This window comes from Mycobacterium sp. TH-M103, assembly GCF_057473785.1.
Genome location: NZ_JBYCLG010000022.1, coordinates 1 through 14,693, shown reverse-complemented (window position 1 = coordinate 14,693; position 14,693 = coordinate 1). Strand labels below are relative to the sequence as shown.

Here is a 14,693-nt window from a genome sequence, read left to right as displayed (position 1 = left end):
CCCGGCGGCGAGGAGTTCCTCGATCCGGTTCTCGCTGTCGTCGTCGAGTTTGCGGCCGCCGGGACCGAACACCTTGATGCCGTTGTCGGGCATCGGGTTGTGCGACGCCGAGATCATGACGCCGAAGTCGGCGTCATAGGCACCGGTCAGGTACGCCACGGCCGGGGTGGGCAGCACCCCGACCCGCAGCGCGTCGACACCCTGACTGGTCAGCCCGGCGATCACCGCGGCCTCCAGCATCTCCCCGCTGGCGCGGGGGTCCCGGCCCACCACGGCCACCCGCCGGCCGGGTCCGCCCGGCCGCGCGAGGTGCCCGGCTGCGGCCATGCCCAGCGCCAGCGCCAGCTCGGCCGTCAATTCGCGATTGGCGACCCCACGAACACCGTCGGTGCCGAATAGTCGACCCATGCGGACAAACCTCTCACAGTTTGGACGGTCCAGCACCTAACGTGCCCGTTCCTTTCTGACCGAAATCGCGTAGGACAGCGCGCAGACACGCCGAAGGACGCGCACAACGTCTCGTGCGAGATGCCGCGTGGCGGCCAGAAAGTGACCGCCGAATCAGCGCTTGCTGTACTGAGGCGCCTTACGCGCCTTCTTCAGGCCGTACTTCTTGCGCTCGGTGGCACGCGGATCACGGGTGAGGAAGCCCGCCTTCTTCAGCGCGGGGCGGTCCTCCGGCGACGCCAGGATCAGCGCCCGGGCGATGCCAAGACGCAGCGCACCGGCCTGGCCCGAGGGCCCGCCGCCGGTCAGGTGGGCGAAGATGTCGAAGTTCTCCGCCCGGTCCACGGTGACCAGCGGGGCCTTGATCAGCTGTTGGTGCACCTTGTTGGGGAAGTAGGCCTCCAGGCTGCGCCCGTTGAGGTCGAATTTGCCGGTACCGGGCACCAGTCGCACCCGCACCACCGCCTCCTTGCGGCGGCCGACGGTCTGGATGGGCCGCTCGAACACGTAGGAGTCGCCGGCGGGCACCCCGGCGGCCCCGACGGCCTCGGGGGTCTCCGGGACCTCCGCCGAGGCTTCCGGCGCCGCCGCGGCTTCCGTGGCTTCTTCCACGGCTTCGGTCGTCTCGGTCACTGGGCCACCTGCTTGATCTCGAACGGAACCGGCTGCTGCGCGGCATGGGGATGCTCCGGGCCGGCGTAGACGTGCAGCTTGCGCTGGATTTGCCGGCTGAGCTTGTTCTTGGGCAGCATGCCCACGATCGCCTTCTCGACCACGCGGTCGGGGTGCTTCTGCATCAGCTCGCCGATGGTGCGTTTGCGCAGGCCGCCGGGATATCCCGAGTGGCGGTAAGCCAGCTTGTCGCGCAGCTTCTCGGGGCCGATGCCGACCTTGTCCGCATTGATGATGATGACGAAATCTCCGCCATCGACGTTGGGGGCGAACGTCGGCTTGTGCTTGCCGCGCAGCAGGGTGGCTGCCGCGACGGCAAGACGGCCAAGCACCACGTCCGTGGCGTCGATGACATACCACGACCGCGTGGTGTCACCCGCCTTCGGCGCATAAGTGGGCACAGCGCTTACCTAATCTCTTCTCGGGGTGGATCCCGGTGCGACCCGGGTGCCGGTCAGGCGTCACACGGTGGGGCTGGTCTCGGCGACCGACATTGACCCGAGGCCCCGGCGTTACCGGACGCCAACGGAGCAGCTTACCGACGGACGTACCCGCAGGTCAAAATTGCTGTGTGGTCCCGGCGGCTCTCCTCCGCCGGGACCACACAGCAGCCTGCGGGGGCGCGACGGCTAGCGCCCCCAGATGCCGGCGGCCCGGCGGTCGGCGTCGGCCACCTCCTCGGCGCCGTCGCGGACCGCGTTGCCGAGGTCGACGAGGATCTCGTTGAGCGCGGTCGCCGCCTGATGCCACCTCAGCTGCTCCACCTGATAGGCGGCCGCCGCTTCGCGGGTCCACAGTTGCTGCAGCGGGGCGATCTGCGACCTCAATTCCTCCAGCGCGGCATTGAACCTTGTCGACGTGGCGTGGATCTCCTGCCGCACGGCGTATTCGATTTCGCCGAAGTCGTAGGACAGCACCGGATCCACGGCTACTCCTCTCCGGTCACAGGTGTCCACCGGAGGCGGCGACGCGGTGGGCGTGGTGTTCGGCAGCCTCCTGCAGGGTGGTCGCGTTGTATCGGATGGTCTCGGCGATGGCGTGCAGGACGTGGTGCAGCCGTACCGACTCGGCGTTCCAGCGATCCACCACCTCCTTGAACCGCGCCGCCGCGGGCCCACCCCACACCGACGGCGGGACACCGCCCATGCGGCCGATGAATGCCTGCAGCATCGCGCGCAGTTCTTCGTTGCGGGCGTCCGCCGTGGCCGCGACCGAGCGCATCAGGTCGAAGTCGGCGCTTAGTGTGTTGGAGGTCGTCATATCAGGTTCGACGGCGGCGGCCCGCTTCCGGTTCCACCGGGTTCGACAATCATCCGATCGCATGCGCGGAGCGGACCGCCCGCTCGCACACGTCGCGCACGGCTTCATAGCCACCGGGCCGGCTTTGGCACCCGACGCTGATCCGGACCTCGCCGTCCGCCAGCACGGTCCACCGCACGTGATGGTTGGCGCGCACCTCGCGGTAGGTGACCGCGGGGCGGCCCGCGCTGGTGCCCGACGGATCGAAGTCGACGAACACCGCGGCCGGCTCGGCGTCGATGGCCCGCTTCAGCCGCTCGGCGGCGCCGCTGAGCGCCTCACCGGGCACGGAGGACTGGGTGATGTGCAGCGCGACCTCGGGATCGGACGGCGAGGTGACCTGCACCCGCGCCGAACCCGGACCGGCGACCACGCGCCGGGCCGGCCAGCCCGCCGGAACCGACAGCGCCACCCTGCCCTCCACCAGCAGCGTCGGGGCCGCGGCGGGGGCGGGTGTTGCGGCGTGACGTCCGCCCGGGGCCACGGCCAGGGCTGCCGCGGCCAGCGCGACGACGGCGGCGGTGAACCCGGCGCGCAACCGCGCACGCGGACGAGAGCCCCCGCCAGAGCGCGCAACCCGGTGCCGGGGGGCGCGGGCCGGGGCCGGTTCAATCGACCGGGCGAGCCGGGCCAGGCTGGCTTCGTCGACGGTGACGACCGCGCGCCCGCCACTGCGCGCCGCCGCGGCGAGCGATCTCGCCAGCGCCGCCGCCCCCGTGACGGCGCCCGGCGCGTCGAGGACCACGGTGCCCGTCGTCCCGGCGACCACCGCCGCGACCTCCTCGGCCAGGCGGTGCCGCCGCGTCGCGCGGGGTATCGCCACCACCTCGGCCCCGGTGATCACCACCAACCGCTCGGTGATCTCCACCACCACCGCCGCCGCGCCCGTGGCCGCTCTGGCCAACAGCCACGACCGCGGGCGTGCCCGCACGTCGGCGGCGAGCCTCCCCGCGGCCGCGCTGACCAGGCCGACGCGCGCCAGCGACCACCACGACGGGTGCACGAGCACCAGCGCTTCCCGGGCCTCCGGACAAAGCGCCGACCGCAGCGCGGCGCGCCACAGCGCGTCGACGCCCACCGGCCGCTCCCCGACCAGCGCCACCGGGTCGTCGATCGCCCCCAGGGCCGCCGCCGTGACCCTTGACGCGGCGGAAGCGTCTGCCGCACAACATAACCGGCGCACGGTGCCGGGCCCTGCCTCGATGACCGCGCGGTGCGCACTCACGGCGGGCTCCAGGCCACCTGGATCAGCTGTTCGTCACCGGGCCGGGTGACCAGCACCCCACGCCCCGGCGGGAGCCGGATCGGTCGGCCGGAACCGAACGGCGCGCCGCCGCCGGGGCATCCGCTCATCCTCAGTTCTGCGCAACCCAGATCGCGCAGGCCCGCCAGCAGCGGCTCGAACAGCGCGCGCTCGGCGCCCCCGCCGCGCCGCGCGAGCACCAGATGCAGGCCCAAATCCCTTGCATGGGGCAGGTATTCGACGAGCACAGCCAGCGGGTTGCCCGACGGCGCGGCGACCAGTTCATAGTCGTCGACCAGCACGTAGATGTCCGGCCCGGACCATCGGGACCCGGTCCGCAGCTGTTCCTGGGTCGCATCCGCGGGGGGCATCCGCCGCCGCAGCCGGTCCAGCAGCCCGGGGAGCAGCGCTGCCAGCGCCGCCGGCGAGGCGGCGTAGCCGCCGACGTGCCCGGTCTCGACCGCGCCCAGCAGCGCGCGACGGAAGTCGACGATCAGCAGGTGCGCCTCGGCCACGCTCGCGCTCCGCGCGAGCTCCCGGCACAGCACGCGCAGGGCGGCGGTCTTTCCGCACTCGCTGTCCCCGAGGACCAGCAGGTGCGAATGGCGTTCGAAATCGAACACCACCGGTTGCAATCGGCGCTCCTCGATGCCGAGCAGGACCCCCGCCCGGGGCACGGCACCCGCACCGCTCACGACGGCGCGATGGTCCACCTGCGAAGGCAACATCGCTATCGGGGGCGCCGACGAGTCGCCGTGCGGGATCTCGTCCTCGGGCACGGCGATGACCATGTGCATGCCGTCGGGCGAGAGGCCGCGGCCCGGCCTGTCGCGGGGCACGTGCTGGGCGGCCTTGCGGTCGAGTTCGGAGTCGGCGGGATCGCCGAGCCGCAACTCGACGCGGGTGCCGATCTGGTCCCGCAGCGACGGCCTGACGTCGGCCCACCGTGCCGCCGACAGCACCACGTGCACACCGAACGAAAGCCCGTCGACGGCGAGGGCGGTGATCGGCGCTTCCAGCTCCTCGAGCTCGTGCCGGAGGGCCCCCCAGCCATCGATCACCAGGAACACGTCGCCGAACGGATCGGCCCGCGGTGCCGCGCGCTGCGCGCGCAGCCGGCGATACCGGGCGATCGAGTCGATGCGGTGCTCGCCGAAGACGGCCTCCCGCGACCGCACCACCGACTCGCACTCGGCGACCACGCGGGCCGCGAGTCGCCGTTCGGCCCTGCCCGCGACGGCGCCCACGTGCGGCCAGTCGCGCAGCGCCGCCAGCGCCCCGCCGCCGAAATCCAGGCAGTAGAACTGGACCTCGCCCGGATCGTGGGTGGCGGCCAACGCGGTGATCAGTGTGCGCAACGCCGTCGACTTGCCGGATTGGGGTGCCCCGACGACCGCCACATTGCCTGCGGCCCCGGACAAGTCGGCCAGCAGCGGCGTCCGGCGCTGCTGCAGCGGCCGGTCGACCAGGCCGAGGGGAACCGCCAGGGCATGCGGTGGGGCCGCGCGCAACAGGGTGGCCAGCGCCGGCGACGAGCCCAACGGAGGCAACCACACCCGGTGCGCGGGCGGCCCGTGCCCCGACAACCGGTCCACGAGCGCGTGCAACACCGTCGGCGCCGGCGCGCCGCCGGACGCCGCGACACGCGCCACCGGTCCGGCCGCCCGCGTGCCGAACGGGCGCACCGTGGCCGCCGCCGCGGCCGGCACGTCGGGCGACGGCTCCGTCCGCACCGGCCCCGACACGAAGGCGGCCTGGAAACGGACCGGCTCGCCGCTGCCCGCGCGCAGGTAGCCCGCGCCGGGCGTGTTCGGCAATTCGAACGCGGCGGACGTGCCCAACACCAGGCGGGACTCCCCGGGGGACAGCGTCTTCAGGCACAGCCGGTAGGACAGGTGGGCCTCCAGGCCCCTCAGCCTGCCCTCCTCGAGGCGCTGACTGGCCAGCAGCAGATGCATGCCCAGCGAGCGCCCCACCCGGCCGATCGCGACGAAGGTTTCTGCGAAGTCGGGATGGCGGCCGAGCAGTTCGGAGAATTCGTCGACGATGACGAACAACGACGGCAGCGCGCTGAGCGCGGCACCGTCGGTCCGGGCCCGTTCGTAGGCCGCGGCGCTGCCACACCCCGCCGACCGCAACAGCTCCTGGCGGCGGTTCATCTCGCCGGCCAATGCGTCGCGCATCCGCGCCACCAGCGGCGCGTCGTCGGCCAGGTTGGTGATGACCGCGGCCACGTGCGGGGCGCGCACCATATCGAGAAACGTTGCACCACCTTTGAAGTCGATGAGGAGCAGGTTGAGCGAAGCCGGTGAGTTGAGCGCCATCATGCCCAGCGCGACGGTGCGCAGCAGCTCGGACTTGCCCGATCCGGTGGCCCCCACGCACAGCCCGTGCGGGCCGGCGCCGCCGTCGGCGGGCTCCTTGATGTCGAGCCGCAGCGGCGTGCCGTCGGCCGCGCAGCCCAGGGGAACGCACAGCCGTTCACGACCACTTGCGCCGCACCACAACGGCATCGGGTCGAATCCCCCGATGTCGCCGATCCCGGCCAGCGCCGCCCATCCGGACCCCACGGCCCGGCCGTCGGCCCCGACCCGGTAGGCCGCCAGCCGGCGCGCGCATGTCATCGCCTCCACCGGGTCGAGCCGATCGGGACGCGTCACGGTATCCGTCTCGCCGGCCTGAACTATCGACACGGGTGCGCCGTCGCGGCCGCCGGCGACCGCGATGACGACGACGCCCGGTGTCGCGTCGGCGTGCTCGTCGAGGTCGGCGATCAACACCGCTCGCACCGCGTCCCGCAGGCCCCCCAGTGCCGCCAGCGCCCCGGCAACGCTCGGGTACACCATGCGGGCGGGTCCCAGCGCATCGGTTTCGGCGGGATGGGCGTTGTGGGGCAACCACTTCAGCCACTCCCAGTGCGCGCGGCAGCGGTCGCCTACCGCAGCCGCGATCAGCAGTCGATCCGGGGGATGCAGCACCGCCAGCTGGCAGATCATGGCCCGCAGCAGTCCCCGCACCGCCGCCGGATCACCCCCGAGGGTGACGGTCGCACCGGCTCGCAACCCGATCGCGATCGGCACGTCGGCGACCATCGCATGGGTCTCGACGAACCGCCGCATGGCCATGGTGGTCACCGGGTCTGCGGCTCCGCGTGGCGGTAGCTGCGGGACCACAAGGCGGGCGGCGAGCGGCCGGGCACCGACGCCGACCCGGACCAGGCAGAAGTCGGCGTCGGCCGGGCGCCGCTCCCACATCCGCGGGCCGCCGGTCATCGTCCACAACGTGTCCGGGTCGGGATGACGCCAGCGCTCGGAAACGCGTTGCGCCGCTCCGACTTCGGCCACCGACTGGCGCAGGCTGCTCAGATGTTCAAGGTAGGCGGCGCGGGCCGCGTCGATATCGCCGCTGCGCCCCCGCCCGGCGGTCACCGTTGCCACGGTCGAGAGCAGCATCATCGCGGGCAACGCCAGAAACACCGGGGCGCGGCCCCCGCCCCACCCCGACAGCGACGACGCCGCCATGGCTCCCGCCGCCGCGAGCGAGGCCACGAGCGGGAGCAGGCGCAGCAGCGGACCCTGCGACGCGGGGGCCGGCAGGTCGGGCGGGGCCTCGACCACGATGTCCGCCGCCGCGACCGCTGGCGGCTGACTCCGCGGCGGGGGCACAAAATCACGCGTCATCGCGGCCCACGCCCGGGGACGGTAGGCAGCCGCGCTTCCGGCGGCAAGTCAGCTGTGGACAGCCGGACACCGGCCCGACCGGAAACCGGTTAACGTGACGGTGATTCGAGCGAAGGGGACGCACATTGCCTGCATCCGACGAGCTGTGCCGGGTGTGTGTGCACGCCGGTGCCGCCGCGGCGGACCTGGCGTTGCCCGCCCACGTGCCCGTGGCCGCCCTCATCCCGTCGATCCTCGACATCATGCACGGTCCCGCCGGTGCCGCCGAGGCGACCCGCTACCGGTTGTCCCCACCGGGGCTGCCCGCGCTGGCCGGGTCAACGACGCTGGCGCACAACGGCATCCACGACGGTGCCGTTCTGGTACTCAGCCAGTGCGCCCCGCCGCCGCCCGCGCCGCGCCACGACGACCTCGCCGAGGCGGTCTCGGTCGCGCTCGGCGCGGCAGGCCCGCCCGACGGCCGCCACGCGGCCCGCACCGCGGCTGCCGTCGCGGCGGTCGGCCTGGCCGGCGTCGGGGGCCTCGCGCTCATCGAGAACGCTTTCTGCGGCAACGTACCCGCCGGAACGGCCGCCGTGGCCGGCACGGTCGCCGCGATGTCCGCAGTGCTTGCCCGCGGGGCGGACCGGGACCCCACGGCCGGGCTCGCGCTGGGCGTGATCGCCACCCTGCTCGCCGCGGTCGCCGGATTCCTGGCCGTTCCCGGCCCCCCGGGCGCGCCGGGCGTGTTGCTGGCCGCGACGACGGCCGCGGTCGCATCGGTGCTGTCGATGCGCGTATCTACCAGCGGCACACCCGGATTGACCGCGCTGGCTGGCGTGGCGCTCGTCGTCGCCGCCGCCGCGTGCGCGGGTGTGCTGACCGGGGCCCCGCCATCGGCGATCGGTGCGGCGTCCGCGCTGACATCCCTCGGCCTGCTGGAAGCCTCGGGGCGTATGTCCATCGTGGCGGCAGGCCTGTCGCCGCGCCTCGATGCCGTCGCACCCGACGGGGACCGGGTGGCCGCCAGGGCGGTCCGCGCCGACCGCTGGGCGACCAGCCTGGCCGGCGCATTCTCCGCCTCGGCCGCCCTCGGTGCCCTGGTCACCGCGCTGGCCGGCGGACCACGCCTGGCCCGCCTCGTCTTTGCCGCCGTCACCGGGGCGCTGCTGCTGTCGAGGGCCCGCGAGGTCGACGCCAGGCGGGCGTTGCCGCCGGCCGTCGCCGGGTTCGTCGTCCTCGCAGCGGTATTCGCCGCTACGGCGCTCGGCGCGCCCGATCGGGGCCCGGTCATCGCCGCGGCCACGGCGCTGCTGGCCGCCGCGGCGCTGTGCCTGGGCTTCGCCGTCCCCGACCTGTCGCTGCCACCCCCGCTGCGCCGCGGCCTCGGGCTGCTGGAATGGCTTGCGCTGCTCTCCATGGCGCCGCTCGCGTGCTGGATCTGCGGCGTCTACGGCGCCGTCCGCGGAATCCACCTCCGGTGACGCCGTCTCGTGCCGGGCGCCTGCTGGCGGTCACGGCGCTGGTGGGGCTGTGCCAGCTTGGAACGCCCGCCGTCCATGCGGTTTCGCCGCCGCAGGTCGACGACCGGTGGCTGCCGCCGCCGACGCCGCCGGCACCGCCGGCGCCGACCGCGCAGCGCGACGTGTGCGCGCCGCTCACCAGCGGTCCCGCCCCGGCCGCCGACCCGCTCGCCGACCTCGACCTGCCGCGGGTCTGGCGGCTCACGCGTGGGGCGGGTCAACGCGTCGCGGTGATCGACACCGGCGTCTCCCCGCACCCCCGGCTACCCGCCGTGGTGCCCGGAGGCGACTACGTGTCCACCGGCGACGGTACCCGCGACTGCGACGCCCACGGCACGCTGGTGGCCGCGATGATCGCCGCCGCAACGGATTCCGCGGGACGGGGCGGGGTCGCACCCGATGCCACCGTGATCGGCATCCGTCAGTCCAGCGCGAAGTTCGCCCCTACCGCGGACCGGTCCCGCACCGGCGTCGGGGACGTCGACACGCTGGCCAGAGCCGTCCGCACGGCCGCCGATCTCGGCGCCTCGGTGATCAACATCTCCGCGGTCGCCTGCGTTCCGGCCTCCTCCGTGCTCGATGACCGGGCGCTGGGCGCCGCGCTGAGCTACGCCGTCGACGTCAAGAACGCCGTCGTCGTCGCCGCGGCGGGCAACACCGGCGGCCCGGGTCAGTGTCCCACCCAGAAGCAGGACGTCACCTGGGACACCGCCACGGTCGCGGTCAGTCCGGCCTGGTACGACGACTACGTGCTGACGGTCGGTTCGGTGAACGCCGCAGGAGCGCCGTCGCCGTTCACGCTGGCCGGCCCCTGGGTGGACGTCGCCGCGACCGGCGAGCAGGTGAGCCCGCTCGGGTGCACGGTATCGGGCACCAGCTTCGCTGCGCCCGTCGTCAGCGGGGTGGCGGCGTTGATCCGGGCCCGCTTCCCGGCGCTGACCGCGCGGCAGGTGATGCGGCGCATCGAGTCGACCGCGCACCACCCGCCCGCCGGGCGCGATCCACTCGTCGGTCACGGGACGGTCGATGCCCTGGCCGCAGTCAGCACCGACTCCGGCCCGCCCGGCGCCCCTGCCGCCGCGGCACCGTCGGCGACGCCGACCCCCGCGGCACCGTCGACGTCCCCGAATCGGGACGCGCGCAACACCGCGCTGGGCGGTGCGGCGATCTGCCTCATCGCGCTGGCCGCCCGGGCCGCTCGGAGCCGGCGACGACATCCCGGGCCACCGACGCGGCGGGCCGGCTGAGTTCCGGTCCCGACGGCAGCGCCGCCACCATCGGCCACGGCGCCGGAACCGCCTCCGCGAGGCCGAGGTCGTGCGCCGCGTCGTCGTCGGGGACGGCGAAGCGCACCCCGGTATCGGTGACGAGGTATCGTTCGGCGTCCCGGCCGGCCCGCACGTAGGCGCTGCGACCCGGCGGCAGATACACCGCGTCCAGCGCGGGACCGCCCCCGTCGGCCTGGGCCAACGTCACCGGCGCCTGCCCGAACGGCAGGGGGAGACGGTCCCCCGTCAGGAACCCGACGCTGCCCGCGGGCGCGGCCGGGTCCTGCGCGACGCACACCGTGCCGGCGGCGGTGGCCAGGTCCGGTGCCCGGTCGGGGAAGCCGCCCACCGGCAGCGTCGTCACTATCGGAGCGGCGCGGATCGCGTCGGGTGGCACCGTGCGGACCTCGGCCATCCCGTGCGAGTCGCCGAGACGCAGCAGATCCGCGGCCACCCGGCCGATCCGCTGAGCCCCGGCGGGCAGGACCGCGTAATATTCGTCACCGTCCCCGCGTGTGATGCGCAGCACACCACCGACCGCAAAGCCCGGCAACCCCGCAGAGGGACGGCCCGCTCCGGCGATCCGCGGTGCCGTGATCGGCGGCGCCTCCGGGACGGCGTCCAGCAACCACCGGGAGACGGCCCGCGGCGCTCGGCCCTCCAGCCTGAGCGCGCGCACCACGGCGGCGTCGGTCAGGTCGACAACGGCCCGGCGACCCGCGTAGAGCAGGTAGGCGGGTGGGCCCGGTCCGGGCGCGACCAGGAGTGCCTGCCCGTCGGCCAGGCGACGGGCAGCCGAGGCGTCGGTGCGTCCGACGACGACCGTCGTGGCCTCGCCGCCGGGCCCCCCGCCGTCGCAGACCGCCCACACCGACTCCGCCGCGGGCAGCACCACTCCGATGAGCGCCGGGGCGCCCGGAATACCAAGCAGCGGGCCGCGTCTGGTGCGACGCAGGTCCGCCTCGGACACCAGCCTCAGGCTGGTGTCGGCGCCGGCGATCAGCCGCGCTGACACCGCGTTGAGCACCGGATGCCAGGTGTCGCCCACGCGGACGTACAGCGCCCCGGACTCCCGGGCCACCACGATCCGCTCCCGGTCGAGCCCCACCTGCGGCCGCAGCAGGGCCAACACGGCGCAGCCGGCCACGGCGACCGCCACCAGAACCCAGCCGAGGGTCAGCGGCGCCGGCTGCGCCGACAACGACCGGCCCCCCACCAGGGCGCGCTCGACGCGGCGCAGCAAAAACCGGTAACCGCTGACCTGCAGCGCCGTCGTCGACCGGCCCGGCACCCCGCCGCCCTCCCCCCGTCCGCGTCTCCCCACGATCCGTCCCGAATCCGTGGGGCCTCACGGTAGCCCGCGTGCGGGTGCCCGCGCACAGTTCATCCACAGCCGCCGGGGTGTCGTCCGGCCTGGTTACGGCTAACATTGGCGCATGTTTTCGCACCGCACACGTGGCCGTCGGGCGGCCGGCGCGCGGTCGGGGGGTCGCTGGGTGGGCCTGGGGGCCGCCGTTCTGACCGGCGCCGCGGGGCTGCTGAGCACGTCCGGCGCCGTCCCCGTCGCCTCAGCCGACAGCTGCCCGGACGCGCAGGTCATCTTCGCCCGCGGAACCAACGAGCCCGCCGGCATCGGGCGGGTCGGCGAAGCGTTCGTCGACTCCCTGCGCCAGCAGGCCGGCGGCCTGGACATCGGGACGTACGCGGTCAACTACAACGCCAGCAAGCTGCAGATCCACACCGGGGACGGGGCCAACGACGTCATCTCGCACATCAAGTCCTTCACGTCGTCGTGCCCCACCACCAAGCTGGTGCTGGGCGGCTACTCGCAGGGCGCCGACGTCATCGACATCGTGAGCGGGGTCCCCATCGGCGGCATCAACTGGGGCAGTTCGCTACCGCCCCAGTACGCCGCCGACGTCGCGGCGGTCGCCGTGTTCGGCGACGTGGCCGACCGGTCCGGCCGCTCGCTGGCGGCCCAGAGTTCGCTGTTCGGTTCCAAGGTGATCGACCTGTGCAACCCCACCGACCCGATCTGCCACGCGGGCCCCGGCAACGAATGGACCGGACACACCGAGGGTTATGTCCCGGTCTACACCACCCAGGCGGCGGCTTTCGTGGCGTCCAAGCTGCTGGCCGGGACGGGCCGGCAGGTGCCCGGGTTCGGCCCGCAGGTGCCGGTGTTCGGCCCGCAGGCACCCGGCGGCTCCCCGCAGGCGCCCGGGCCGCAGACACCGGCCGGCCCGTTGCCGCCGGGGTCGGGCCCGTCCATCCACGACAATGTGCCGCCGCCGTCCCAGTCGTCCCCGCCGCCACGCGCGCCCGACCTGGTGTCCGTCGTCTACTGACGCTGCGTCGATAACGATTATGGAGCCCTCGGCGGTGATCGGCTGACCGGGCCGGTCGCGTCGTTACCATCGGCCCATGCGGCTTCGCGTGGGCGCCCCTCTGCTCCAAGGCAGTTCGAGCGGCAGGCCGAATGCGGCTGGCCGGCTGGCGAGTCATTTGGGCGCCGCTTTGCTCGGCCCGGCCTGCCTGATCGCGGCTGCGGTGGCGCCCGGGCCGGCGGCGGCGTCGCCCTGCCCGGCCGCCGAGGTGGTCTTCGCGCGGGGCCGAGAGGAGCCACCCGGCCCCGGCTACGTCGGCAACGCGTTCGTCAACGCGCTGCGCCCCAAGGTGCCGAAGATGCCGATCGCGTCGTATGGGGTGAACTATCCCGCCGACATCAGCCCCGCCAAGGGCGCCGACGACATGAGCGCGCACGTCCAGTCCATGGCGAGGAGTTGCCCGAAGACCCGCATGGTCCTCGGCGGCTACTCGCTGGGCGCCGCTGCCACTGACCTCGTGGTCGCGGTGACCCAACCGTCCTTCGGGTTCACCAATCCCCTCCCACCGGCGATGGCCGACCACATCGCGGCCGTCGCGTTGTTCGGCAACGGCACGCGCCGAATCCTCGGGCCGCTGCGCAATTTCAGTCCCGCGTTCGCCGGCAAGACGATCGATCAGTGCGCACCCGGAGACCCGATCTGTTCGAACGGCACCAATTGGCCGTCGCATTTCCAGCCCTCGTACATCGATTCCGGCCTGGTGGATCAGGCTGCCAGCTTCGTCGCCGCCAAGCTCTAGTCGCGGGTACGAATGCCCCGCGTGACCGAATTCCGTTCGGCCAGTTGGTCGTCTGGCGGGTAGTCGACGCCGATGAGCGTCAGCCCGTGCGCCGGCGCGGCCGCGAATTCGCTGGACCGCGCCGTGGCGGTGAGCAGGTCGCGGCACCAGGAGGCCGGGCGGCGATGTTCGCCGACGGCCAGCAGCGCCCCGATCAGCGACCGCACCATCGACCAGCAGAACGCGTCCGCGGCGACGTGCGCGGTGACCAGGTGGCCCTCACGCGACCACTCGAGGCGCTGCAGGTCGCGGATGGTGGTGGCGTTGTCGCGGTGACGGCAGAACGCCGCGAAGTCGTGCAGTCCCAGCAGGTCTCGTGACGCGGTGGTCATCGCCTCCAGGTCCAGGAAACGCGGCCACGCGGTGACGTAGCGGGCCTGCTGCGGCTCCACACCGTAGGGCGCCGTCGACAACCGGTACCGGTAGTGCCGGCGCAGGGCCGAGAACCTGGCATCGAAACCTGCAGGTGCACGGCCGATTTCGAGCACCCGGACGTCGCTGGGCAAAAACCGGCCGAGCCGCCGCAGCAACGGCAGGAACTCCGGCTCGCCGTCCCGCCGGGAGCGCGACTCGGCGTTCGCGAGAGCGACCAAGGGCACATCGGCGTGCGCCACCTGCCCGCTTGCGTGGACCCCGGCATCGGTGCGCCCGGCGGCGCGCAGCCGCACCGGTGTGCGGAAGACGGTCGTCAGCGCCTCGTCGAGAATCCCTGCGACGGTGCGCTGGCCGACCTGCGCCGCCCAGCCCGCGAATTCGGTTCCGTCGTAGGCGATGTCGAGCCGCAGACGGACCTCGTCGCTAACTGTCGGCGGCCTCATCGGACTCGTCGGCGGGGACCTCCCCGACCGCGGGCGCCTCGGCCTGGTCGGCCGCGGTCTCGTCGGCCTCGGCCACCTCGGGCACCGAGACTTCCTCGGCAGTCGGTCCGACCGCTTCCTGCGGCTCGACCGCCGCCTGCGGCGCCGCGTCGGCCGCCACCGGCGCCTCCTGGCCCTTGGAGGCCTTGACCCGACGTGCCCGATCGGCTTCGGAGGTCACGGTCTTCTCCCGCACGAGTTCGATGACGGCCATCGGCGCGTTGTCACCCTTGCGCGCCTCGACCTTGATAATGCGGGTGTAGCCGCCGTTGCGGTCGGCGAAGAAGGGTCCGATCTCCTCGAACAGGGCGTGCACCACGTCCTTGTCGCGGATCTTCTTCAGGACCTCTCGGCGGTTGTGCAGCGTGCCCTTTTTGGCGTGGGTGATCAGCTTCTCCGCGTAGGGCCGCAGCGCGCGCGCCTTCGGCTCCGTCGTCTTGATCCGGCCGTGCTCGAACAGCGATGTGGCCAGGTTGGCCAGGAGGGCCTTCTGGTGCGACGACGACCCGCCGAGGCGCGGACCCTTGGTGGGCTTGGGCATTGCTGACGCTCCTGTCTAG

Annotated in this window: 13 protein-coding genes and 1 pseudogene; 4 read left to right on the top strand and 10 right to left on the bottom strand. The window is 73.5% G+C overall.

Translation table 11 applies throughout. The features are described 5' to 3' along the window. From AC2VOR_RS00940 to eccCa, 7 genes and pseudogenes are all read right to left on the bottom strand, one after another. A pseudogene (locus AC2VOR_RS00940) lies at positions 1-408 on the bottom strand (phosphoglucosamine mutase); the annotation flags it as partial. A 153-nt stretch (positions 409-561) separates the two neighbouring features. After that, a complete protein-coding gene (gene rpsI, locus AC2VOR_RS00935) occupies positions 562-975 on the bottom strand; it encodes a 30S ribosomal protein S9 (RefSeq protein WP_369741749.1) in 414 nt (137 codons plus the stop codon). A 101-nt stretch (positions 976-1,076) separates the two neighbouring features. Next, positions 1,077-1,520 carry a 50S ribosomal protein L13 gene (gene rplM, locus AC2VOR_RS00930; RefSeq protein ID WP_369740367.1) on the bottom strand — a complete coding sequence of 148 codons (444 nt, stop codon included), beginning with the start codon at positions 1,518-1,520 and terminating at the stop codon, positions 1,077-1,079. A gap of 228 nt (positions 1,521-1,748) precedes the next feature. Beyond that, positions 1,749-2,045 carry a WXG100 family type VII secretion target gene (locus AC2VOR_RS00925; protein WP_369740369.1) on the bottom strand — a complete coding sequence of 99 codons (297 nt, stop codon included), beginning with the start codon at positions 2,043-2,045 and terminating at the stop codon, positions 1,749-1,751. 16 nt (positions 2,046-2,061) lie between these two features. After that, entirely contained in the window at positions 2,062-2,379 is a 318-nt protein-coding gene (locus AC2VOR_RS00920) for a WXG100 family type VII secretion target (RefSeq protein WP_369740371.1), read from the bottom strand. Positions 2,380-2,428: 49 nt separating this feature from the next. After that, complete coding sequence (locus tag AC2VOR_RS00915) at positions 2,429-3,643, bottom strand: type VII secretion-associated protein (RefSeq protein ID WP_369740373.1); 1,215 nt, start codon at positions 3,641-3,643, stop codon at positions 2,429-2,431. Beyond that, positions 3,640-7,341 carry a type VII secretion protein EccCa gene (eccCa, locus tag AC2VOR_RS00910; protein ID WP_486963035.1) on the bottom strand — a complete coding sequence of 1,234 codons (3,702 nt, stop codon included), beginning with the start codon at positions 7,339-7,341 and terminating at the stop codon, positions 3,640-3,642. Before eccCa ends, AC2VOR_RS00915 begins: the two co-directional genes overlap by 4 nt. A 125-nt stretch (positions 7,342-7,466) precedes the next feature. Here eccCa and eccD point away from each other — a divergent pair, with 125 nt between their 5' ends. Both eccD and mycP read left to right on the top strand, forming a co-directional pair. Next, the gene (gene eccD, locus AC2VOR_RS00905) at positions 7,467-8,804 is read left to right on the top strand and encodes a type VII secretion integral membrane protein EccD (RefSeq protein WP_369740374.1); all 1,338 of its coding nucleotides are present in this window, start codon (positions 7,467-7,469) and stop codon (positions 8,802-8,804) included. After that, entirely contained in the window at positions 8,801-10,090 is a 1,290-nt protein-coding gene (gene mycP, locus AC2VOR_RS00900; RefSeq protein ID WP_369740376.1) for a type VII secretion-associated serine protease mycosin, read from the top strand. The genes eccD and mycP overlap by 4 nt, the downstream gene beginning before the upstream one ends. Here mycP and eccB read toward each other — a convergent pair. Continuing rightward, positions 10,017-11,402, bottom strand: coding sequence for a type VII secretion protein EccB (gene eccB, locus AC2VOR_RS00895; RefSeq protein WP_369741750.1), 1,386 nt, complete (start codon positions 11,400-11,402; stop codon positions 10,017-10,019). The genes mycP and eccB overlap by 74 nt on opposite strands. A gap of 145 nt (positions 11,403-11,547) precedes the next feature. Between eccB and AC2VOR_RS00890 the strand changes: the two genes are divergently transcribed. Beyond that, a complete protein-coding gene (locus AC2VOR_RS00890) occupies positions 11,548-12,459 on the top strand; it encodes a cutinase family protein (protein ID WP_369740378.1) in 912 nt (303 codons plus the stop codon). Between the two features lie 76 nt (positions 12,460-12,535). Then, complete coding sequence (locus AC2VOR_RS00885) at positions 12,536-13,237, top strand: cutinase family protein (RefSeq protein WP_369740380.1); 702 nt, start codon at positions 12,536-12,538, stop codon at positions 13,235-13,237. Here the strand turns inward: AC2VOR_RS00885 and truA are convergent. Then, positions 13,234-14,094 carry a tRNA pseudouridine(38-40) synthase TruA gene (gene truA / locus AC2VOR_RS00880; RefSeq protein ID WP_369740382.1) on the bottom strand — a complete coding sequence of 287 codons (861 nt, stop codon included), beginning with the start codon at positions 14,092-14,094 and terminating at the stop codon, positions 13,234-13,236. The two genes, AC2VOR_RS00885 and truA, sit on opposite strands and share 4 nt — an antisense overlap. Beyond that, positions 14,075-14,674, bottom strand: a complete 600-nt coding sequence (rplQ, locus tag AC2VOR_RS00875; protein WP_369740384.1) for a 50S ribosomal protein L17 — start codon at positions 14,672-14,674, stop codon at positions 14,075-14,077. The genes truA and rplQ overlap by 20 nt, the downstream gene beginning before the upstream one ends. Positions 14,675-14,693: the final 19 nt, after the last annotated feature.